We start from the raw sequence: 23043 nt of genomic DNA, 5'->3' as shown, positions 1-23043 counted from the left end.
AAGCATTGCGCGCTATGCTAACTGACCGCTCGCCGTGGGCGTGTCAGCCGGCCGCTGTGGACGAGGTATCAGTCATATATAACACCTTCCGTCAAAACGAAGAGCCCTCCCACAGCGCTGGCCTCCTAAACGGAATGGCAGCTTAGCGCCAATTCCGCTCGTTCCAATCGGCCTTTCTTTTTGCTGAAAGTGGTCGTTCATCTAGAATTAGCACACAGATCTCGCGAACTGCACAAGGGCCACTATGCAATGCCAAGCGTGGGTCACGACTCGCAAAGCCTGACAATCATCGATAGGCGCATTTTTATCCGGAAAAGTCGCACCAGACATAAGTGCTTCTAGGATCACGGAATGAACCGATTGGCATGGTCGGGACAGGTGCACCGTGACATCGTACTCTCTCTACGCTCTTTTCCGCGCGAAATTTATCATTAAAATCAATGACAAAGGCGGATGCGAAAAAAACAGAGGCGGCCCATCATGTACTCATGATATTAAAAGCGCTGTGTGACATTCGTAAATGACCATGAGCGACTTCATTGAAAAATTCTTGGAAACCCGCGGCCCCTGCCTTTCGAGCGAAGTCGCTGGGTATCTAGTAGAAAGCCTCAATATTTCGCCGGTTGCGGCACGCAAACGCGTCTCTCGACTCTCGGGAAATATTCGCCGCCTCGGCTATGTTACGTTTCCGCGCAAAGCCCGGTTCCTTTACCTTGAGCGGCAGTTCGGCTCACCCCGCTACTGGGAGAATCTGGTCGAAGCCTTGATGCAAACCAACTCGGCATACGGACACGCGATCGCTGCTCTTCGGCAGCGAGGTGGAGCCGTTCCAGACAAGCTCTTCCCGATCGTATGCGGGGCACCTGTAGCTCAGAAAAAGCACCTTTCACCGGAGAGTATCTTCTCTCGACTCAGCGAGGCTGGGCTTTTACAGCGCGTAGCTCTTCCGGGGCTTGGCGATTGTATCTCAATCGTGCAAACCGATGAGCATTACGATTTTCTCGCGCTCACGGCGCGAACGCAGCTCATTACTGAGAGCTTCCTTCTCACGGCGGTGAGCGACTGGCTCAAGAAGCTTGGCATCGTGAGCTATGGCCAGGTTGCGACGCGCGAGGCAGAGACCTTGCCGCGTGTAGGAACATTCGCTTGGGACCTGAGCGCCCCGTCCTATCTGGGGCCGATGGTGCGGGTGGGTAAAAACGGTAAGAGCAGGCCTGGCTTTGTAGTATGCGATGTCCATCTGGGCGATCTGATCACTGCCGATGGGGTTCGGCCTTTCATCAATAAGTGCCGGACCCTTCGAAGCCTGCGCAATATCGGACCTTGCCTTCAGATTTTCGTCGGCGCCCGGTTTCAGGGCGAGGCCTTCCAGCTCTTGAAGGCAAATGGCATTGTCCCAGCGACACCGGCGAACCTCTTCGGCGAGGAAGTGGCTGAAGGTCTTCTTGAGCTATCCAAGGTGCTGCACAATGCCGCCCACACCTCAACGATCGACCCTGCAGAGTTCGATGCACTCTTCAAGAAGTTTGGCAAAATTGAAGGAGCCGCCGCGCAGCTGCGAGGGACGCTCTTCGAGTACCTAGCAGCCGACGTTCTTAGGAAGAATGGTACTCATGTGATGACAAACCGGATATACAAAGCAGAAGAGAAAAAAGCTGAGGCTGATATCGTCGCAGTGCGCGAGAATATCTCTGTCACCTTCATCGAGTGCAAAGGTCATTCTCCTTACGGAGAGACACCAGACAAGGAGGTGAAAAGATGGCTACAACATAACGTACCGACCTTCTTTAAGGCCATCAAGGCACATCCTGATTGGCAAAATCTCCAGGTGAACTTTGAGTTCTGGACCACCGCGCCGCTTACTTCAGCCAGCCTCGCGATGCTCGAAAAGGCGAAGAGCGAGATTAATCCTGCTCGCTACTCCATTAAATGGCGCCTTGGGTCCAATATTTACGACCTTTGCAAGACAACAAAGGACAGTGGATTGACCGCAGCTTTCCGCAAGCACTTCATGAATTCCACCGCAAGATCCGCCGCTCTTGCGGGTGAGAGCCACTCGGCTGTATCGAAATTTCATTAGGAGAGGTCCGTGAGAGACTACGATGTTGCCGTCTCTTTCGCGGGAGAGGACCGTCCGACCGTAAGTGAGTTCGCCACTGCGCTCGACCAAAAAGGTGTCCGCGTCTTTTACGACAATTTCGAGCAGGCCAACCTGTGGGGGAAAGACCTCTATCAGCATCTTCATCATATATATAAAGATAAAGCGCGCTACTGCATAATTTTTATCTCTAAGGCCTATGCGCGCAAGAATTGGACACGGCACGAACTAAAGAACGCTCAAGCTAGATCTCTATCTGAGAAATATGAGTACATTCTCCCAGTTCGACTTGATGATGCAGACATTCCAGGCCTCAACCCAACAATTGGCTATATTGATCTACGTCATGTAAGTTTTGACGAACTCGTTCGGCTGACGCTTGAGAAAATTGGGCGCAGAGCTTCTCCTATTGCGAGACGGATTGCTCCTAATAGTAAGGAGGTCGAGCTTGTCGAGTACAATGGCATATTGGTTAGACAAGGCTGGCCAAAGAGGATCGAGGCGGCTCAGCATCAACCCATGGCATTGGTCGTCAGACCTTTCGAGCGTGTCCGCTATGGCGACGAGGGCCGTTTCACTGACGCAGAAGCTACAAGACAAGAACTTCCTGCCATCTGTCATGACTGCGGCGTTCTGCATGGCCAGCTACATGTTCCCGGGTGCGACATGGAAGAGTGCGCAATGTGCGGAGGACAGGCAATAGGCTGCGGTTGCAGCTACACCGCCGTTACTCGCGACGAGGTGGAGCGCTGGGAGGAACACGCCCCACCCTTTGACAAGACTCCCTACGAGAAATAGTTCGGCATAAAAGATTTTTTTCTTACGGCTTTCATTTCAGCAATCAAAAAACAACTGAGCATTCTCTATGCGGCATCTCGGGCAAAGCGTGGTCCTCTGAAAGTCGGCGGCCTTGGCTTACTGTCTCACTTGATGGTTCATCCGAACTCCCTCTCAGCAACTCGCCCTTGCCCTACCCCCGCGTCAGCCCGTCCAAAAACAGATCCGCGAGCCGGATCACATCATCTTCAAACCCCGACCCGGTGCGCACCAGGCACATGCCGATGAGGGTCAGAAGCAGATCCTCGGGCGTCACGTCTTCGCGCATGCGCCCGGCCTCTTTGGCGCGCTCCAGCAGGCGCGCGATCGCGCCGGTGAGGCTCGTGTAGGAATAGGTGTAGATTTCCGAGGATTTGTCGACGGCGAGCGCCAGCGCCGTCAGCATGCCCTGCTTCGTCGCGATCAGCCGGATATTGGCGTGCACCCATTGGCGCAGCGCGGCGACCGGGTCCGCCTCGCCTTCGAGCCGTTCGGCGAGCGCCACCATCTCGTTGATCTCGCGGCGATAGACGGCCTCAAACAGCGCCTCGCGCGTCGGAAAATGCCGGTAGAGCGTGCCGATGCCCACCCCCGCCGCCTTCGCCACGCCTTCCAAAGTCGCCTGCCCGCCATGGGTGCGAAACACCTCGGCCGCGGCGGTGAGAAGCCGCTCGCGGTTGCGCAGATAATCGGCGCGCGGCCTGCGCCTTGGCTGTTCGGTTTTCCGTTCCATCTAATCTTTTACGCCAATCTTTTGACGGCACCTCCCTTGAAAGCGGAGGCACCCTCCATATAACTCATGCGAGCCAGGCCCGGCAGTGCGCAGTGCGCCTTCCGGCCTGCGCGACGGAAAACCGCCGAATGCGTCATCGCCACGGCGGCGTTTCCGGCCCGACCTCTTGTCCAAAGGTGGCCGCATGACCCTCTCTATCAGCCTCACCATCAATGGCGAGCCACGATCCGTCGCAATCGACGATCCGCGCGTCACGCTCCTCGATCTTCTGCGCGAGCGCCTGCACCTCACCGGCACCAAGAAGGGCTGCGACCGCGGCCAGTGCGGCGCCTGCACCATTCTCGTCGATGGCGCGCGGGTGAATTCGTGCCTCGCGCTCGCCATCAGCCATGACGGTGCCGACATCACCACCATCGAAGGCCTCGCCGAAGGGGACCGCCTGCATCCCGTGCAGGAAGCCTTCATCGCCCATGACGGCTTTCAATGCGGCTATTGCACCCCCGGCCAGATCATGAGCGCCGTCGGCCTCATCGCCGAAGGCCATGCGAACGGCGATGCGGAACGCGTGCGCGAATTGATGAGCGGCAATCTCTGCCGCTGCGGCGCCTATCGCGGCATCACCGAGGCCGTGCTCGAGGCCGAAGCGAAGCTCGCAAGCCGCGAAAGGGACGCCGCATGAACCGCTTCGATTATATTCGTCCCGCCTCCATCGCCGAGGCCGTCGCCGCCGCGTCCGAACCGGGTTCGGCCTATCTCGCTGCCGGCACCAATCTTCTCGACCTGATGAAGGGCGGCGTCGCGCGCCCCGACCGCCTCGTCGACGTCACGCATCTGCCGGGTCTCGGCGCCATCGAAACGCTCTCCGACGGCGCCATGCGCATCGGCGCGCTCGTCAAGAATTCCACACTCGCCTATGACGCGGCGTTTTCCGCGCGCTTTCCGGCCGTCGCCGAAGCGCTTCTCTCCGGGGCCTCGGCGCAGCTCCGAAACGCCGCGACCGTCGGCGGCAATCTCCTGCAGCGCACCCGCTGCCCCTACTTTTATGACACCGCCAGCGCCTGCAACAAACGCGCGCCGGGCTCCGGCTGCGACGCCCTCGGCGGCGCCAATGAGGGCCACGCGGTTCTGGGCTTCAGCGAGCATTGCATCGCCACCCATCCCTCCGATTTCTGCGTCGCACTGACGGCGCTCGGCGCCATCGTCGAGATCGAGGGACAGGGTGGCCGCCGCGAGGTGCCGATCACGGACTTTTATCGCCTACCCGGCGACACGCCCGAGCGGGAAAACCTGCTCTCCCCGGGCGAGATGGTCGTCGCCCTGCGCCTTCCGGCCGAAGCCGCCGCCTTCGCCGCCAACCAGCGCTATCTGAAAGTCCGCGAGCGCACGTCCTATGCGTTCGCCGTCGTCTCCGCCGCGGCCGCGCTCACACTCGCGGATGGCACGATCACCGAGGCCCGCCTTGCGCTGGGCGGTGTCGCGGCCAAACCCTGGCGCGCGGAAGAGGCCGAAGCGCGCCTTGCCGGCCGCCCCGCCAATCGCGCCGCCTTCGAAGAGGCCGCCGACCTCGCCTTCGCGGCCGCAAAACCCTCCGGCGACAATTCCTACAAGATCGCGCTCGGCCGCCGCCTCGTCGTGCGGGCGCTGGCGATGGCCGCCGCCGGCACGCCGGAGGTGATGCCGGCGCTCCCCGCCTCGCCCTTCGCCGCCCTCCCCGACGGCGTCATCCCGCAAGATGCCCAGCCAGAAGGTGCCCCCCATGTCTGAGATCGCACAGCTCACGCCCGGCCCGCGCCAGCGCCACGGCTCCAATATCGGCCAGCCGCTCACCCGCGCCGATGGCCGCCTCAAAGTCACCGGCGCCGCCATCTATGCCGCCGACAACCATCCGGACGGCCTCCTCCACGCCGTCATCGTGCCGGCGAAAATCGCCCGCGGCCGCGTCACCTCCCTCGATGTCGCCGCCGCCAGGGCGCATCAGGGCGTCGTCGAGGTGATGACGCCGGAGAACCGCCCGCCGCTTGCGATGGACCCGTACGAAAAGTCCAACCCGCTCATGTTCCGCATGCATCTCCTGTCGGATGCGACGGTGCGCTATGCGGGCGAGCCGATCGCCGTCATCATCGCCGAGACGCTGGAAGCGGCGAAAGAAGGTGCGGCCCTCCTCGCCCCGCGCTACGAGGCGGACACCCCGGAAGTCACCCTCGATGCCGAGCCTTACACGCCCGAGGCCGTCGGTCCGGGCCAGCCGGCGGAGGCCACGAAGGGCGATGTCGATGCGGGTTTTGCCGCGGCCGCGCAAGTGATCGAGGCGGTCTACGAGACGCCGCCGCAATACCACAACGCCATGGAGCCGCATGCGGTCGTCGCCCGCTTCGACGGCGACAGCCTCTTCCTCGACATGCCCACCCAGGGCCTTGCCATGTCGCGGATGCGCATCGCCGGCCTTTTTGGCCTGAACCCTGAGAACATCCATATCCGCAGCCCGTTCTTGGGCGGCGGCTTCGGCTCGAAAGGCTCCGTCTCGAGCCCGGAAGCGCTCGGCATTCTCGCGGCCCAACTCACCGGGCGCCCGGTGAAGCTCGTCCTCGCCCGCGAAGAGATGTTCGGCCCCGTCGGCCATCGCGGCCAGACGCGCCAGACGGTCCGTCTCGGCATCGATGCAGAGGGCGCCCTCACCGCGCTCGATCACCTCACCCGCGCCGCCACCAGCCGCTTCGACGAGTTTCTGGAGCCCTCCTCCGGCGTCGGCCAGTCGCTCTACAACGTGCCGGCGCTCCACACCGCGCATGAAGGCGTGCGCATCGATATCGGCACGCCCTCCTTCATGCGCGCGCCGGGCGAGGCCTCGGGCTCGATCGCCCTTGAAAGCGCCATCGACGAGGCGGCCTTCGCGGCCGGCATGGACCCGCTCGCCTTCCGCCTCAAAAACTATGCCGAGGTCGAGCCGATCTCCGGAAAACCCTTCTCCTCCAAGGCGCTCAAGGAATGCTACCGCGAAGGGGCCGAGCGCTTCGGCTGGGCGGGCCGCCCGCTCCAGCCGCGCCAGATGCGCGATCCTGCGGGCCGCCTTCTCGGCTGGGGCATGGCGACGGCGATTTTTCCCGCCCTCATGTTTCAGGGCAATGCCCGCGCCGTTCTCCGCCGCGACGGCACCGGCGTGATGGAGGCGGGCGCCCACGATATGGGCCAGGGCGCCTGGACGGCCTTTGCCCAGATCGCCGCCGATTCTCTCGGCCTGCCGGTCGAGGCGGTCGATTTCCGCTCCGGCACGTCGGACCTCCCCGATGCCGGCCTCGCCGGCGGCTCGAGCCACACGGCCACCGCCGGCAACGCCATCCACCGCGCCGGTGCGGCCGTCATCGACAAGCTCGCCTCCCTCGCGGTTGCCGACGAGCGCTCGCCCCTCTTCGGCGCCGGAAATGTCGGGGTCGTCGCGCAGGGCGGCCGCCTCACCCGCCGCGACGACGAGACGGCGACCGAGAGCTTTGCCGACATTTTAACGCGCGCAGGCCTCGACGAGATCGCGGCCGAAGGCCAGGCGGCAAGCGATGCGGCCGCCCAGGAGGCCTATGCCATGCACGCCCATGGCGCCGTCTTCGCCGAAGTCGCCGTCGATCCGGAGCTCGGCCAGATCCGCGTCAACCGCCTCGTCGGCGCCTTCGCCGCCGGGCGCGTCATCAATCCGCGCATGGTGGAAAGCCAGTATCTGGGCGGCATGATCTGGGGCCTCTCCTTCGCGCTCCACGAAAAAGCCGTCCACGACCGCCGCAGCGGCCGCATCGTCAACGCCAATTTCGCCGAATACCGCGTGCCCGTGAATGCCGACATTCAGGGGCTCGAAGCGATCCTGGTGCCGGAAGAAGACCCACATGTGAACCCGCTCGGCATCAAAGGCGTCGGCGAAATCGGCATCACCGGCACCGGCGCCGCCCTCGCCAACGCCATCTTCCACGCCACGGGAAAACGTGTGCGGAGTTTTCCGATTGGATTGGCGGAGGTGGTGTAGGGGCATGGGGGGTGGGAGACCCGCGGGAGATGGACTGACCGCTCACTCCCCTTGCTTTCAAGGCATTGGGCGGAAAGGTCGCCATGAACCGCCTGTTGTGTGCCCATGGCGGTTGCAAATCTGGTGATTGATCCCGGAGCCTGAAGCGCTTACGCGTCGGGAGCAACGATATCAGCCCCGTGGATCTGCTCCACGCCTGCTGGCAGCAGAAGCTGCTCCAGCCAGTCTATGGCATTGCCCCGTTCGGAGCAGTAAGCGAAAAACGCCCGCTGCACCGCTCGGGTAAAGGCAACAAAAAATGAATTAAGCTCTTCGCCGCGATTTGGCGACAGGCTCCACCATGTATGGGCATCGAGGCCAAAAAAGATCATAGTGTGAAATTCGAGGCCCTTGCTCTTGTGGATTGTCATGAGCGGGACCTGACCCTTGCCTTCGAAGCGATCAAAGACGCCGCTCCAGTCCGCAGCATTCTCGACGCATTCCCGCAAGAGAACCTGAAAGCCGTTGCGCACGCGCTGAAAATCAGCGTCGCGGCGATATTCGGGGTAGGCCCGACGCAGACGCTCTACCCTGGCGAAGTCGATAACTTGGGCGAACAGCTGGTCTGCCACTGCTGGATCAGGCGGCTTGTCACACATCGTCTGTCGAAGGTTCCTGGAGAACTCTCCGATCTCGCGCTGCAAGCGCTCCTGCCCGGCCTCATCTTCGGGACTGGTACCCGCCAACGTCTGCAGGCGTTCCTGCGTCGCGTTCCAGGCATCGGGGTCGCGCCCACGTGCCCCCAGCCGAAAGAGCGGAAGGAGAACTTCGGACAGAGGCTCGGCTAACAAATCCTGGATGGCTATTTCGCCCACGTTTCTGGCAAGATTTCGCAGCGTCAGGCCGTGGGCGCGGAGAACAGGCGCAAGCTCGTCCTCAACGTCGTTTGCCCGCATGCGCACGAGGATCGCAACATCGTGTGGGGCGATGCGGCCATGATCGACTTCGCTCCTGATCCATCGCGCTATCTGTTTGGCTTCCTGTTTGCGGCTGTCGAACCGCCAAATGGCCGCTGTATCCCCCTCAACCGCCAGCTCGCCGCGCGCCTCAACCTCCTCGACCTCGGGATCGATCCGCTGTGCGATGACATGCTGGACGGCAACAAGCGCCTTGTGTGATCTCCAGTTCCTGAGCAGCGCATGGCGAACGGCATTGAAGTCGACAGTGAATTCGTCGAACGCGTTATCCATTGCGCCCGCCCAACCCATAATCTTCTGCTTGTCGTCGCCGACTGCGGTAAACACAGACTCGCTGCCTGTAAAAACAGCATTGACGAGATTATATTGCGCATAGGTCGTATCCTGGAACTCGTCCAGAAAAACAAAAGGGTAGGTCAGACGCAAAGCGCGCTTGATCCTCGGATTCGTGTGAACCATGTACTCAACTAAGCGGTTGATCATCGCAAAAGAAACCAGTGCCCCGCCCGGCATGGCGTACTGGTCATCCCAGTATGTCCGAAGCAGATCGCGCACGCGTGGATTTTCGACGGTTTCTTCAATCGGCAGCGGCGTGCGGGCGACCGCTCGCTCAAACCGGTCCGCACTGACATCCGGGCGGCCGTGTCTTCGCAGGAAGAGCTCTATGTCCTGCCTTGAGGGAGAAGCGATGCTGTAGTCGGCAGGCGGTCGGTAGGAATCAGGGATCGCACGGCGGAAATGATCCAGCATTCGCTTCGTGAATGCATCGAACGTCATCGAGTGAAATCTGCGGGCCTGGTCCGCAGGGCAGCGCTGGCGAACCCGCGCGGCAAGGTTTTGAGCTGCATCGCGCTTGAAACTGATCGCCAGGATGCGCTTTGGTTCGGGACAAATACCCGTCTGCAGCAGATAGGCGGCCTTCTGCGCAAGAAATTCCGTCTTGCCCGCGCCAGCGCCAGCAGTCACGCATACGCTCTGTGCGGTCTCTCGCAGAGCGTCCCAGGCTCGCGGTTCAAGGTCATCGACGCCTTGCGGTCGCCAATCTTGCGGCGCGACTAGCACCAGTCTTCATCCGGGTCGGGAAACAGAACGTCTCTCACATGATCGATTAGGGCGCGCAGTTCCGGGGGGGCTCTGCGGGCGAGGTTTCGACGTGTGATCCTGCTCAGCGCGGCGAGATGAGTCTCCGGTTTGCTGCGGCTGAGAAAAAGATATGGATACCAGGCGAAGCTATTGTTCCAGCAGGCGTCTTCGTAGATGCTGTTATCCCCATTTTTCTTGAGGACAACAGTCTTTTTCTCCGCTATCGCCGCCGCCGTCGTCCTAGGACCTCGCCCTCCTGGATTTGGATGCTGATACGCCTCTGGAAACGCCTCCAACATCGCGAAATCCAAATCGATGGGGTCGGAGAAGAAGACAGCTTCATGCTTGAGCGCCTGAAGCCAGTCATTATCTTTCCAGTCGGCCAGAACATCTTTATGGGCTAGATCTTCTAGATCGTCGAGATTGATCGTGCCGTCAACGACGAGGGGATTTTCGGTCAAGTCGCAGCCTACGTCGTTCAGTGCCGCGATCGCCGTTCGGATCATGTTGGCTCCGCCATGGGTACGGCCAAGATCAAAATCCAGCAGCGTGGCATAGGGTATACCGAGATCGGTAAGCAGCCTCCAGAAGTGTGAGACATATCGTCCGCCCAATGGGACGACTGGTACAAATGACGGGTCAAGGAGCACGCCTCTTGCTTCGGCAATCCGCGGCAAAACGATCCGCTCCGAGTCGCCCTCCGCCAAGATCACGAACCGCGCAAAATATAGTTCGGGGTAAGAGCGGACTGCGAGGCGCACGTAGGTGCTGGCTTCGGCATCGTCTTCAGGCAAAGTCAGCAGTTTAACGCAGGCGCGGCGCATCTGCCGATCGAGCCGGAAATAGCGAACTTCGTCCGCCTCGATGCGGGAGAGGATGCTCGCGCTATGGCTTGAAATGAGCGCCTGCGCGGTGCTCATTTCGCCTATCTCCCGCGCCTGCGTCACGATCCGAGACAGGAAGAACGGGGAAAGGCTGTTCTCAGGCTCCTCAATCGCGAGAATGGTCAGATGCGTGCGCCGGAGCTTTTCCTGATCGAACGGGCTTTCTTCCGCAGCGAGCGCAAGAGCCGCCTGTTCGGTTTCGAGCGTCGCAGCCGTCAGAGCGATATGGAAAAGTGAGCGCTGGCCATCGCTGAGATCGGCAAGGACTCGATTTCGGCCGGCCTCGTCAGGATGGAAAACGAACTCCGCGCGCCGCACAAGCTCTTCGATCCTGCTCTCGATCAGCCGAAGACTGGGGGTCGTGTCTGTGTCACCTTCATAGACCTGCTGCCATCTGTGCGTCAGACGCTCAATGATGAAGTTGGACGGGGCTTCCTGATCGAATTGGTTCTGGATAAGGTCGGCCCCCTCCGTAGCACGAGCGCCAAGATCAGCAGACCATAGCGCCGCTCGCCACAGACGTCCTTTCAGAAGCTCGGTGACACGGTCGGCGGCGTTGCGAAGGGCGGGAACGTAAACGACCTGAATACTCGCGCGATCCACAGCGGAGACTTTCGGAAGGGTCTCCCAGTCGAATTCGTCTCCAAGCGTCGTGATCCATCTGATGTCTTCTTCGACGGTACCGTCCGGCGTGCCGTCTTCGATCCATCTGGCGACAAGCCGGATCCGCGTCTTTAGCGGTTCATCGGGAGCCGAGGCAGCCATGTGATTAAAAAAGTCGGGGACGGCCGGGGCATCTTCGTCCTCTTCTTCGTCCAGCTCCGGGAAGCCGAGCAGACACTCAATCTCCAGAGTCCGCCCGTCTGGCAGCTCCTCTTCGTCATGGGCGATATGAAAGTCTTTCTTGGTAACAGTCCTGTCCGTCCTCGTCACGCCAAATAGACGAGAGAGCGCCAGGAAAAGAGCCGTTTTGCCTGAACCGTTCCCCCCAACGAACGCTGTTACCTGACCTTGCAGATTCACTTCCGTCCAATCGGGACCAAAGCAACGAAAATTTCGTACCGAGATAGTCTCTATCTTCATGAAATTGCCCCTCTACAGACGACCTTTCCACACTTCTCTAAGAATCCTAGAAGGACAAATATAGAGTTCTATCCTGGAGCCCTGCGCGGGTCAGCGCGACATTCTGCGCGTCACCGTCTCTTTGCAGTATACGATCGCCCAAAGGAGGCTTGAGCGTATAGGCGCCGTCCACGAACGGTTAATAGCATTTCCGACAAGTCGTGTGCCCGGGCAGGTGATCCCTCCCTTGAGCAAATTGCACCTATTCCCGGCGCAGGTTCGTTAGCTGCCTGCCCCTTCCGGCCGCCCGTCGACAAGTAAAAGCAAGACCCCTACACACCCCTCACCAGGCACCCCTCAAATCCCCCATCCGCCAGCCGCGTGCAGAGCGTGTCCCATTCGCAGCCCGTGCAGGCGGGGCGGGTGGTGCCTTGGTGGAACCAGGTGCGCATCTCGTCGACCCGCGTGCGGGAGAGCGGGATCACCGTGCCCACTTCAATCGTGAGCCCGAGTTTCTCGCCGACATCGCGGGCGGCCTTGCGGTCGCGCTCGGTGACGGACGCCTTGAAGCAATGCGGCTCTTTTTCCGCCGCGATCACGCAGGCGCAGAGCGGGTCGGGGCCGTCGACGATCTTGACGGCAGCCCCCGCATTGATCGCCGCCGCCACCTCCTCGAAGCGGGCGACGAAGCCCGGCGAATAGCCTTTGCCCGCAAAGGTCAGCATGCACAGGAGATGGTGGGCGCGCAGCTCCACCACCCCCGCATCGCCGGCGCCCGCATCGCCGGCGCCCGCATCGCCGCCCCCCGCGCGGGCGCCCGCACCCTCCCTCTCCGGGCCTTCGCCCTCAGCGGTCTCTTTGGCGCGGTTTTCCCTGCCCACGGGCGGGGTCATCGCCCGGTCCAGCGATAGACCCGGCCGCCGTCCTTCTTGCGGCCCGTATCTTCGACGCCCGGAAAGTCGCCGGCGCGCACGGCGTTCAAGAACGTGCGGCCGAGCTTCACCCGGTCGCCGATATAAAGCCCGTCCCAGGCGTCCCCATAGATCTCGGGGAAGTGAAATGCGCCGGGCGCGCGGGCGTTGAGCGTCCGTTCAAGGCGTGCGCGTTCCTCGTCGTCGAAGCGCATCTCCCTCATGCCACGCTCACCTCTCGCGGCCGGCGATCCATTTCTCCACCTGCGGCGGCTCATAGGTCTTGAAGCGGTGGAGAAGCGTGCCGGGGTCCGCCTCCACCATCAGCATCGCCCGGTGTTCGGGGCGCATGAAATGCTCCGCCGCCTGGTGGTCGAGGAAGGCGGCGAGCCCGTCGTAAAACCCCGCCACGTTCAACAGCCCGACCGGCTTTTTATGATAGCCGAGCTGGCCCCAGGTCCACACTTCGAAGAGCTCTTCGAGCGTGCCCGCCCCGCCCGGCAGCGCCACGAAGCCGTCGGAGAGGTCGCCCATCAGCGCTTTGCGCTCATGCATGGAGCCGACTTCGTGGAGTTTTGTGAGCCCCTTATGCGCCACCTCCTTTTGCACGAGCGCATGCGGGATGACGCCGATCACCTCGCCGCCCGCCGTCAGCGCGGCGTTGGCGACGGCCCCCATCAGCCCGACGCGCGCGCCGCCATAGACGAGGCGCAGCCCCGCCTCGGCAATCGCCGCACCGAGACCGCAGGCCACGCGCGCATAATCGGCGCGCGCTCCGGCATTGGAGCCGCAGAAGACGCAGATCGCCTGCATAATATGCCCCGCTTACGCCCCGAGCGCGGAAAGAATCCGCGCCCAGGAGCGGATGCCGTGGCGAAAACTCTTCAGATTGTATTTCTCGTTCGGCGAGTGGATGCGGTCGTCGTCGAGCGCGAAGCCGACGAGCACCGTGTCCATGCCGAGCACGCGCTTGAACTGCGCCACGATCGGGATCGAGCCGCCCATGCCGATGAGCTTCGCCTCCGTGCCCCATTCCTCGGTGAGCGCCGTCAGCGACCGCGACACCCATTCGCTGTCGGATGGCTGGGTGATCGCGCCCTCGCCGCCATGGCTCTTGAACGTCACCTTGCAATCGCCCGGCACGCGCGCCGCCACGAAGGCGCGGAACGCCTCGCGGATCTTGTCCGGCTCCTGCTCGCCGACGAGCCGGAAGGAGACTTTCGCCGAGGCTTTCGCCGGGATCACCGTCTTGCTGCCGTCGCCGGTATAGCCGCCGATGATGCCGTTCACCTCCGCCGTCGGCCGCGCCCAGATCTGTTCCAGAACCGAATAGGCCTTCTCGCCCCCCGGCTCTTTGAGCCCGATCTCGGCGAGAAACGCCTGCGGGTCGAAGCCGAGGCTCTCCCATTGGGCCTTTTCCTCCGCCGTCAGCTCGGCGACGCCATCGTAAAAGCCCGGGATCTGGATGCGCCCCTCGTCGTCGCGGAGATCCGCGAGCACCTTCGTCAGGACATGGATCGGGTTCCTGGCCGCCGAGCCGTAATGCCCGGAATGGAGGTCATAGGACGGCCCCTCGATGAACACCTCCTCATAGAGAAGCCCGCGCAGGCGCGTCGCGATCGCCGGCGTATCGGCGTCCCATTGCGAGGTGTCGCAGACGAAGGCGACGTCGGCTTTGAGCTCCTCGACATTCTCTTTGAGGAACGGCAGCAGCGACGGGCTCGCCGATTCCTCCTCGCCCTCCAGAAGCACCGTCACATTGACCGGCAGCCGGCCCTCTTCCGCCATCAAGGCCCGCGCCGCCTCGATGAAGGTCATGAACTGGCCCTTGTCGTCGGAGGAGCCGCGGCCGAGAATTTTCGCCTCATCGCCCTCGCCCGCCACCTGCGGCTCGAACGGCGGCGTCTCCCACAATTCCAGCGGGTCCGCCGGCTGCACGTCGTAATGGCCGTAGAAGAGGATATGCGGCTTGTCCGCGCCCGCGCCCTTGTAATGGCCGACCACCATCGGATGGCCGATCGTGTCGCGTACCGACGCCTCAAAGCCGATCTCGTTCAGCTGCGTCGCGCACCAGGAAGCGGCGTTGCGGCAGGCGGCGGCATAGGCCGGATCGGCGGAAATCGACGGGATGCGGATCAGTTGAAAGAGCCGCTCAAGCGCCTCGCCGGAAACGGCGGAATCGATGCGGGCAAGGGTGTTTTGAAGCATGTGAGCCTTCATGTTTTCGCGCCGGCCGGGCGGGCGTTGCGATCGCGGCATCGCACGAACGATGCCTCTCCCGCCCGGGCGCGCCAGGGTTCCCCCGTCCCTAGCCGATCGCGCCCCCGCTCGGCAAATCACAGCCGCATGGCGGACCCGCAGAAAAGCCGTGCGCCGATCACCAGCCCAGAACCAGCATCCGGTAGGGCATCCAGATCCCCATCGCGATCATCATCAGGTTTTCGGTCAACGACACGAAGCCGAGCGGCACATTGCTGCCGCCGCCCACGCAGGCGCATTTCAATTCCCGCTTGTCGATATAGACGGCCTTGAAGACGGAGGCCGCCCCCACCCCGCCGATGAAGAGCGCGATCGGCGCGGAAATGAAGGTGAGCGCCCCGGCGACCATCAAGATCCCGGCCGCCGCCTCGCCGAAGGGGTAAAAGTAGGCGTAGCGCACATATTTCGGCGCGAGCAGGTCGTAGTTCAGGAACATGGTGGAAAAACTCTCTACGTCCTGCAGCTTCTGCACCGCCAACAGGCACATCGAAATGGCGATGAACCATTCGAGCGCGCGCACCGTGAAAATCGTGCCGAAGGCGGCAAAGCTGACGGCGAGCGCCATCAAAAAGGCGACGGAAAAGATGGCGATCACCGGGCGGTAGCTCGTCTCGCCTTCCTTCGTCACATGCTGGCCGAAATGCTCGCGCAATTCGTCATAGCCGCCGATGCGGCGGCCCGCGATGAAGACCTGCGGCGTCGTCTCAACATCATGCTCGCGCTGAAAGGCGTCGGTCTCCGCGCGGGTTGTCAGCCAGTGATCCTCGACCTCAAACCCCTCGCGCTCCAAAAGAGCCTTCGCCTTGATGCCATAGGGGCAGACATGCTCCTCCATCACCATACGATAGACGGCAGCCTCCTTCGCCCCGCTCGCACTCGCCTGCCCGGATGGGTTCGCCGGCCCGTTCGCGCGCCCCGTCGCGTCTCCATTCCCGGCGGAGCCCTCCGGCACCCCGCTCTCAGGCGCCCGGCCCTGCGCCCCTCTCTCCGGGGCCACTCTTTCCGCTGTCTCCGACATGCCGTTTCCCACGTTTTTGGTCCACTCGTGAGAGGCCAACGCCCTGAGCGCATTGAGGTTCACGCGCGGGGGGAGAAAGAGGGGATAAGGCGGGACGGCCTAAGCCGACACGCAAGGAGAAGCGCAAAAGAGAAAGCGCGTCGCTCCACGGCGCCGCACTCACGGCACGGCCCATCCCGCGGCACGGCCTGTTCCTCTCCCCCGTGGGGAGAGGTCGTCGCGAAGCGGCGGGTGAGGGGTGGCGCCGAGTGTCGAGCACGCCGTCAGCCAACTGCACGGCCTACCCTCGCCCCGAGAACTATGGGCGGGAGAGGAGACGCTGCAGCTTCGCCCTTGGCGAGCGGTTAGCCGCCCCTCCATCAACATCCACGCATCTGTTGATGCGTACCGGAGTCGCAGCCAGACACGACTTCTATTACTTGGTGTCCTGCTCTTGACGGTAATAAAGCATATAGGATCGCCGGAGAGTGGAGGAGAAAGGATGAGTACAACTTATCACATGGTGCATTACCGTCGTTTCGATTTTGACGAGACGGTGCTTAAAGGGAAGACGCTTGAGGCCCTATGCCGTGACGCACTGAACACCGAGAACGGCACCTCAAAACTGTGGGCTCGCCCCGAAGATCGTGTATTCGATGTGAAAGATGGCGATGGTCGGCGGATATTTTTGAACAAGGTCGCGGATCTGTCTGAAGCTGTGTTTGGAGAACTCTGCCTAGCTCAGGCAAAAGATTTGCAGGCTCTCCTGAAAATGGAGCCCACGGAAGTAGAACTGTCCAACCTGACCACAGCTACCGTCTACGACCTTGAAGAGAGTGAGGCGCCGAGAGGTTCGGAGTTTATTCGCGGCTTGGCCTACTGGCTTGCGATCGGCAATCATGTCTTGTTCGTGAAGACACATTCCATGACGCCCGAGCTGCTCCGCCGCTACCTCGACTGGCTGTTGAAAAGCCGAGGCGCAGTCATAGACCCGTCCCTGGTCTTTGAGCTGAATGCCGAGTTCGACAAGACCGCAACGGCAGGCGATATCGGCGAGATACGAAACCTGCGAGTCTCGGGCAAGTCGGCCCCGCAAGCCATTTCAATTCCCGAGGAGGCAGAAACGAAGGAGGTCAAGACCTCCCGCCGAATCGCAGACAAGTTCGCTCAGATGCAGCAGGCGGTTCCCCTCGTGGAAGCCATCTTCGGGAAGAAACGGGCCAACTCGCTCGTTGAAAGTCTCGGCCCCGAGGAGTATCTAGCGGTCGAGGCGTCAGTGAAGGTCCGGGGACGTCGGACTGAAGAATCACGCAAAAAATTCCAAGCCATCGCGAACGACCTTGCAGACGAGTCGGACGCCAAGGTCCAAATTGAGGGCAAGGACGGTCGGATCGTAGATGGTGACGCCATCCTGCGAACCCGAATGCCGTTCCATCTACCTTTTGATGGGAGCAATCTGTTGGAGTTCGACAACGTCGCAGATCAGCTCCAAGAAGTATATGCTCGCTTCGTGAAGGACGGGAAAATTAAGGCCTGATGGTCCGGGTGCTGACCATTGCTGTTACCCTCCTAGCCGCCGCGATGTTCGCTTGGGCGGTCCCGCTTGCGCGCCTCTTCGACGCCTTCCAGCCACTCATTGTCGCGCTGTCCATAATGATCGCAGCCGTGTTCGTCAGGCTCAATCGCGGAATGCCGACGCTAGAGTGGAAGAGCCTCAACCCGGACAGGCGGAAGGACCTCACTGCCGCCATCGTCAGCGTGACGACCGAGTACGGTTGGATCATTGGGATTAACGCAGTTGCGTTGGCGGGGCTGGTCTCGCTTTCGGTGATCGGCACGAGTGATGCAGCTACTTGGCCTGAGGGGATCCGCCGCGGAGTCGCCGGCGCGGCGGGCGGACTCGTCGCCCTTTCCGCCGCACGCATGGCATACGTCGTGTGGCGAGATATAGACATTGTCCGATTGCAGAAGCGGCTTGTCGACGAAGCTGCCTCTCATGAATCAGAAGAGCGAGAGCGTACCCTCGCTGCAGAGAGATTAGCCAACATTCGCTCCTCAAACATCCGACCCGTGGAAATTAAGCCGCCAAAAGCCTGGGGTTAGTGTTCTGCACCTAGTACAATTGAACTCCATCGACCACCCGAGAGCGAAGCGCATCGATCGTAGTTCGTGATTAATGCTATGCTCGACTAGGGAAATTCGCCTCCCCCTTGCCTCCCCTCCTCCCCGCGGCCATAACCCCTCGCCGAAACGTCCCGGGAAAACCCTCATGGAAGAGCTCGTTCAGCGCGTCAGGCGCGCCCTTGGTGTCGACGCGGAGACGGCGCAATCTGCCATCCGCGCCGTGTTCTCCTTCCTCAACCGGGAGGGCCCCGAGGCGGAGATGGCGAAACTCGTCGCGGCGATCGACGGGGCGGAAGACTATGTCGGGCCGACGCCCGATCAGGATGCGGTGACGCTCGGCGGTCTCGGCGGGCTGATGGGCGGCGGCATCATGGAAATTCTGGGCGCCCTGCAGGGGCTCGGCCTCGACATCGGCCAGATCCAGACGCTCGGCGAGGAAATCTTCGGCTTTGCCCGCGAAAAGGTCGGCACGGAAACGACCGACAAACTGGTGCGCGGCACGCCGGGGCTTTCGCAGTTTCTCTAAAACCGATCCGCAAAAGCCCGCATCGTAGCCGTCTGGCCCGCGTCATCCGGGGCGCGACCGGTCGCCACTCACACCCACGTGATCTCGGCGCTGGCGTTGCGGGTGAAGATGCGGCTAAATGATGGCGGAGGGGGGCTGCTGGAGGACAAGCGTGCCGTCCTATTCCATCTCGGCCATGGAATGCCTGTCGCCTGAGGAATGCGCCGCGTTGAAGCGCGCGCGCGTTCGCACGACCGCAAAACTCCTGGAGCGCGCGTCGACGCCGAAGGGGCGGCGGATGCTCGCCCAGGAAACCGGTATCTCGGAAAAATTCATCCTGCGCCTCGCCAATATGGCCGATCTCATGCGCATTCGCGGCGTGGCGGAGGAATATTCGGAGCTTCTCGAAGCCGCGGGCGTCGACACCGTCAAAGAATTGAAGCGGCGCAACGTCGCCAATCTCGTCAGGCGCATGCAGGAGGCGAACGCGGCGCGGCCGATGGTGCAGCTTCTGCCGAGCGAAAAGCGCGTCGCCGGCTGGGTCGAGGAAGCCAAAAGCCTTCCCGTGATGATGACCTATTGAGGGTTTACCGGGCTCTCGCGCCCGGCACGCACACACTCCGGCACATCTCCGCGCCATCTGCGCCCTTCCCTCACCCCTCACCGCCGAGGCGCTTGAGCGGCAACGACTATTGGCGAATGGGCGCCAGGCCTTCGAGCCGGTAAGACGCCAGCCAAAAGCGGTGTGGCGAAAGCGGCGTCGATGTGCGGGCGAAATCCCCGCCTGTCTTGCCCCCTCGCTTCGCCCAAGAGTAAAACGGCCGAACCAAAAAGGCCGGGAGGATTTGTCATGTCATCGAGCCAATCATCTGAGGCCTCTTCGCCCGGTCCTTCTTCGCTAGGAACCGGGGCATCAGGAACCGGGCAGCAGCGCCCGCCGCTCAACATCTTTCCGCAGCCCGCCGCCGAAGACTGGCGCACACTCGCCGAGAAGGCGCTGAAGGGCGCGGAGTTTGCCTCGCTGCGCTCAGAGACGCGCGACGGCATCGCGATCGAGCCGCTTTATCCCCGCGCCGCCGATGCCGCGCCGATCGCCGCACGCAGCGGCCCGTGGCGGATCGTGCAGCGCATCGACCATCCCGAACCGGCCGCCGCCTCGCGCCAGGCGCTTGCCGATCTGTCGGGCGGCGCCGATGGGCTCGCACTCATCTTCACGGGTGCGCCGTCCGCCGCCGGCTTCGGTCTGCCGGAGAGCGAGGAGGCGATCGCCACCGCGCTCGAGGGCGTCGAGCTCCCGGCCATTCATCTTCGTCTCGAGCCGGGGGCGGACGCGGTTCAAACCGCGCGCCGCGTCGCCGCGCTCGTGGCCAAGAAAAATCTCTCCCCGGCCGATTGCTCCATCGCCTTCGGCATCGATCCGATCGGCCGCATCGCCCGTTTCGGCGGGGATATCTCGTCGGTCGATTTTTCCGCTCTCGCTGTTCTTTTGAGAGAACTCGAGACAGCCGGCTTTGCCGGTCCGGTCTTTGAGGCCGACGGACGCATCTATCATTCCGCCGGCGCGAGCGAGGCGCAGGAGCTTGCCGCCGTCGTGGCGACGATCGCGGGCCTTGTTCGCGGTCTTGCGGCCGAAGGGCTTTCGCCCGGCGAAGTCCTGCCGAAAATCGGCGTCACGCTCGCGGCCGGGCACGACCAGTTCGCCACCATCGGCAAATTCCGCGCTGTGTCGCTTCTCACCCGCCGGCTCGGCGAAGTCTGCGGTGTGTCGGACTTTTCCCCGCGCCTTCACGGCGAGACGGCGGCCCGCATGATGATGGCGGCGGACGCCCACAACAACCTCATCCGCACCACGATCGCGGCCTTTTCGGCGGCCGCCGGCGGGGCGCAAACCCTTGGCGTGCTTGGGTTTTCTTCCGCCCACGGGCTGCCCGACCGCGCCGCGCGCCGTTATGCCCGCAACATCCAGCATTTGTTGATGGCGGAATCCGGCATACATCATCTTGATGATCCCGCCGCCGGCTCCGGCGCCGTCGAAGCCCTCACGGACGCCCTTTGTGAGAAAAGCTGGCCAGAATTTCAGGCGATCGAAGCCGAGGGCGGAATTCTGAAAAGCCTTATCGATCAGGCTTTTACCGGGCGCATCGCGGAGGCGCGCAAGGCGCTGCTTGAAAAGATCGCGGACGGCGCCTCGCCCTTTGTCGGGGCGACGCTCTACCCCAATCCGAAGGAGCCGGAGATTGCCGTGGAAGCCTCTCAAATTCCACAACAATCCGGTCTTCTCACGCCGCTTTCGGCGGCCGAAATCACGGCCCTGACGGCCAACGAAAAGGTGTCGGCATGAGCCCGCTTCCCGATTTTCGCCAGATCGCCTGGCAAAAGCCCGAAACCGCGCCGAAAACTCACGAACAGGGCTCCTGGACCGCGCCGGAAGAGATCACGCTTTTCTCGCGGCCCGGCGCGAGTGACGTCGAAAATGTCGATTTTCTAGAGACTTATCCGGGTATCGCGCCCTATCTCCGCGGCCCCTACCCCACCATGTACGTGCAGAAACCGTGGACCATCCGTCAATATGCCGGCTTCTCCACGGCGAAGGAATCGAACGCCTTCTACCGCCGCAATCTCGCCGCCGGTCAGAAGGGCCTTTCGGTCGCCTTCGACCTCGCCACCCATCGCGGCTATGACTCTGATCATCCACGCGTTTCCGGCGATGTCGGCATGGCGGGCGTGGCCATCGATTCCATTCTCGACATGCAGGAACTCTTCGACGGCATCCCGCTCGACAAGATGAGCGTGTCGATGACGATGAACGGCGCTGTCCTGCCGGTGATGGCATTATACATCGTTGCGGCAGAAGAACAGGGCGTTGCGCAGAAGGATCTTTCAGGAACCATCCAGAATGACATTCTGAAAGAGTTCATGGTCCGCAACACCTATATTTATCCGCCGACCCCGTCTCTGCGCATTATTTCTGATATATTCTCCTATACTGCGGAGAATATGCCGCGATTCAACTCCATTTCGATTTCCGGATACCATATCCAGGAAGCCGGGGCGACGGCGGATCTTGAGCTCGCCTACACGCTCGCCGATGGCATCGAGTATGTGCGCGCCGGCGTCAAAGCCGGGCTCGACGTCGACAAATTCGCACCGCGGCTCTCCTTCTTCTTCGGCATCGGGATGAATTTTTACATGGAGGTGGCGAAGCTTAGGGCCGCCCGCCTCCTCTGGGCAAAGCTGATCAAGGAGAATTTTTCTCCCTCCGATGCGCGCTCGCTGTCGCTGCGCACCCACTGCCAGACCTCCGGCTGGTCGCTGACCGCGCAGGACGTCTTCAACAATGTCGCGCGCACGGCGATCGAGGCAATGGCGGCAACGCAAGGCGGCACGCAAAGTCTTCATACGAATTCACTCGACGAAGCCCTTGCGCTGCCAACGGATTTCTCCGCACGCATCGCCCGCAACACGCAGCTCATCCTGGCGCTTGAATCCGGCACCACCGATACGATCGACCCGTGGGGCGGCTCGTTCGCGATCGAGAAACTGACCGACGATCTCGCACGGCGCGCCCTTTCCCATATCGAAGAGGTCGAAGCCCGCGGCGGCATGACCAAGGCCATTGAGGCTGGCCTGCCGAAGCTCCGCATCGAAGAAGCGGCTGCGAAAACGCAGGCGCGCATCGATTCCGGCAAGCAGGCCGTCATCGGCGTCAATCTCTACCCAAGCGACGAAGAACCGGAGATCGACGTCCTCAAGGTCGACATCGAGGCAGTGCGGCGCGAGCAGATCGACAAACTCACCCGCCTCAAGGCGGAGCGCGATCCGGCGAAACTGCAGAAAACCCTCGCCAATTTGACGAAAGCGGCCGAAAGCGGCGAAGGCAATCTCCTCGCCCTTAGCATCGAGGCCGCGAGGGCACGCGCCACGGTCGGCGAAATCTCCGACGCCATGGAGAAGGTCTTCGGCCGCCACATGGCCGAGGTAAAGACCTTGTCGGGCGTCTACAAACGCGAGGTCGGCTCAATGAATCAAGCGGTCGAAAAAGTCTTAAAAATGACGGCCGAGTTCGAGCGCGCCGACGGGAGGCGGCCGCGTGTCCTCGTCGCCAAGATGGGTCAGGACGGGCATGACCGGGGCCAGAAGGTGATCGCGTCGGCCTTCGCGGATCTCGGCTTCGATGTCGATGTCGGGCCCCTCTTCTCCACGCCGGACGAAGTGGCGCGCCAGGCGGTCGAAAACGATGTGCATGTTGTCGGCGTCTCGTCTCTCGCTGCGGGCCATCTCTCGCTCGTACCGGCGCTGCGGCAGGCGCTTGATCGCGAGGGGGCCGAAGACATTATGATCGTCGTCGGAGGCGTGATCCCTCCGCAGGATTTCGAGGCGCTGAAGAAGGCCGGAGCTTCGGCGATTTTCCCTCCCGGAACCGTGATTGCGGAATCGGCGGCGAAGCTTTTGGACGAGCTCAATCATCGGCGTGGCTATCACAGTCAGGAAGCGGCCGAGTAAGATCTCGGATCTGAAGAGGTACTGCGGGCGGCTTCCCGCCGCCCCGCAAGCCTCTTGAAAACCAAGTCGGGCGCCCACGCGCGCCGACCCAGCAGATATCGCCCAG

The 23043-nt window shown here is 62.2% G+C and carries 19 protein-coding genes; 11 read left to right on the top strand and 8 right to left on the bottom strand.

The features are described from left to right. Positions 1 to 520: 520 nt before the first annotated feature. A complete protein-coding gene (locus EO094_RS12030; protein WP_205649898.1) occupies positions 521 to 2080 on the top strand; it encodes a PDDEXK family nuclease in 1560 nt (519 codons plus the stop codon). A 9-nt stretch (positions 2081 to 2089) separates the two neighbouring features. Continuing rightward, positions 2090 to 2896: a toll/interleukin-1 receptor domain-containing protein gene (locus EO094_RS12025; protein WP_128292520.1), complete on the top strand. Its 807-nt coding sequence runs from the start codon at positions 2090 to 2092 to the stop codon at positions 2894 to 2896. 172 nt (positions 2897 to 3068) lie between these two features. On the opposite strand, the gene EO094_RS12020 is transcribed toward EO094_RS12025, so the two are convergent. Then, positions 3069 to 3647: a TetR/AcrR family transcriptional regulator gene (locus EO094_RS12020; RefSeq protein ID WP_128292519.1), complete on the bottom strand. Its 579-nt coding sequence runs from the start codon at positions 3645 to 3647 to the stop codon at positions 3069 to 3071. A 184-nt stretch (positions 3648 to 3831) separates the two neighbouring features. On the opposite strand from EO094_RS12020, the gene EO094_RS12015 reads away from it, so the two are divergent. The 3 genes from EO094_RS12015 to EO094_RS12005 are packed head-to-tail and all read left to right on the top strand — an operon-like array spanning position 3832 to position 7653. Next, positions 3832 to 4326: a (2Fe-2S)-binding protein gene (locus EO094_RS12015; RefSeq protein WP_128292518.1), complete on the top strand. Its 495-nt coding sequence runs from the start codon at positions 3832 to 3834 to the stop codon at positions 4324 to 4326. Further along, positions 4323 to 5411: an FAD binding domain-containing protein gene (locus tag EO094_RS12010; protein WP_128292517.1), complete on the top strand. Its 1089-nt coding sequence runs from the start codon at positions 4323 to 4325 to the stop codon at positions 5409 to 5411. Before EO094_RS12015 ends, EO094_RS12010 begins: the two co-directional genes overlap by 4 nt. Further along, positions 5404 to 7653, top strand: a complete 2250-nt coding sequence (locus EO094_RS12005) for a xanthine dehydrogenase family protein molybdopterin-binding subunit (protein ID WP_128292516.1) — start codon at positions 5404 to 5406, stop codon at positions 7651 to 7653. Before EO094_RS12010 ends, EO094_RS12005 begins: the two co-directional genes overlap by 8 nt. A 149-nt stretch (positions 7654 to 7802) precedes the next feature. On the opposite strand, the gene EO094_RS12000 is transcribed toward EO094_RS12005, so the two are convergent. The 7 genes from EO094_RS12000 to EO094_RS11970 all read right to left on the bottom strand — a co-directional run bounded on the left by EO094_RS12000 (position 7803) and on the right by EO094_RS11970 (position 15649). Then, complete coding sequence (locus tag EO094_RS12000; RefSeq protein WP_281275248.1) at positions 7803 to 9671, bottom strand: UvrD-helicase domain-containing protein; 1869 nt, start codon at positions 9669 to 9671, stop codon at positions 7803 to 7805. Next, on the bottom strand, positions 9665 to 11659 hold the full coding sequence (locus tag EO094_RS11995) for an AAA family ATPase (RefSeq protein ID WP_128292514.1): 1995 nt from the start codon (positions 11657 to 11659) through the stop codon (positions 9665 to 9667). The genes EO094_RS12000 and EO094_RS11995 overlap by 7 nt, the downstream gene beginning before the upstream one ends. A 311-nt stretch (positions 11660 to 11970) precedes the next feature. Beyond that, on the bottom strand, positions 11971 to 12531 hold the full coding sequence (locus EO094_RS11990; RefSeq protein ID WP_128292513.1) for a DUF1284 domain-containing protein: 561 nt from the start codon (positions 12529 to 12531) through the stop codon (positions 11971 to 11973). After that, a complete protein-coding gene (locus tag EO094_RS11985; RefSeq protein ID WP_205649897.1) occupies positions 12528 to 12773 on the bottom strand; it encodes a DUF1413 domain-containing protein in 246 nt (81 codons plus the stop codon). The genes EO094_RS11990 and EO094_RS11985 overlap by 4 nt, the downstream gene beginning before the upstream one ends. Before the next feature lie 7 nt (positions 12774 to 12780). Further along, positions 12781 to 13362 (bottom strand): LOG family protein, encoded by a 582-nt coding sequence (locus EO094_RS11980; protein WP_092809322.1) that lies wholly within the window; start codon positions 13360 to 13362, stop codon positions 12781 to 12783. A gap of 12 nt (positions 13363 to 13374) precedes the next feature. Continuing rightward, a complete protein-coding gene (locus EO094_RS11975; protein ID WP_205649896.1) occupies positions 13375 to 14769 on the bottom strand; it encodes a dipeptidase in 1395 nt (464 codons plus the stop codon). 157 nt (positions 14770 to 14926) lie between these two features. Next, positions 14927 to 15649, bottom strand: coding sequence for a MauE/DoxX family redox-associated membrane protein (locus EO094_RS11970; protein WP_128293334.1), 723 nt, complete (start codon positions 15647 to 15649; stop codon positions 14927 to 14929). 658 nt (positions 15650 to 16307) lie between these two features. Here EO094_RS11970 and EO094_RS11965 point away from each other — a divergent pair. From EO094_RS11965 to scpA, 6 genes are all read left to right on the top strand, one after another. Next, positions 16308 to 17342: a hypothetical protein gene (locus EO094_RS11965; protein WP_128292511.1), complete on the top strand. Its 1035-nt coding sequence runs from the start codon at positions 16308 to 16310 to the stop codon at positions 17340 to 17342. Continuing rightward, on the top strand, positions 17342 to 17908 hold the full coding sequence (locus EO094_RS11960; RefSeq protein WP_128292510.1) for a hypothetical protein: 567 nt from the start codon (positions 17342 to 17344) through the stop codon (positions 17906 to 17908). Before EO094_RS11965 ends, EO094_RS11960 begins: the two co-directional genes overlap by 1 nt. Positions 17909 to 17981: 73 nt before the next feature. Then, positions 17982 to 18455: a DUF2267 domain-containing protein gene (locus EO094_RS11955; protein WP_128292509.1), complete on the top strand. Its 474-nt coding sequence runs from the start codon at positions 17982 to 17984 to the stop codon at positions 18453 to 18455. Positions 18456 to 18606: 151 nt separating this feature from the next. Then, complete coding sequence (locus EO094_RS11950; RefSeq protein WP_425455876.1) at positions 18607 to 19017, top strand: DUF4332 domain-containing protein; 411 nt, start codon at positions 18607 to 18609, stop codon at positions 19015 to 19017. Between the two features lie 267 nt (positions 19018 to 19284). Further along, complete coding sequence (locus EO094_RS11945) at positions 19285 to 20775, top strand: methylmalonyl-CoA mutase family protein (protein WP_164879646.1); 1491 nt, start codon at positions 19285 to 19287, stop codon at positions 20773 to 20775. Next, positions 20772 to 22937: a methylmalonyl-CoA mutase gene (gene scpA / locus EO094_RS11940; RefSeq protein ID WP_128292507.1), complete on the top strand. Its 2166-nt coding sequence runs from the start codon at positions 20772 to 20774 to the stop codon at positions 22935 to 22937. Before EO094_RS11945 ends, scpA begins: the two co-directional genes overlap by 4 nt. Positions 22938 to 23043 lie beyond the last annotated feature (106 nt).

It is taken from the genome of Afifella aestuarii (assembly GCF_004023665.1).
Classification (GTDB): Bacteria; Pseudomonadota; Alphaproteobacteria; order Rhizobiales; family Afifellaceae; genus Afifella; species Afifella aestuarii.
This window is presented reverse-complemented; position numbering and strand designations above follow the sequence as displayed.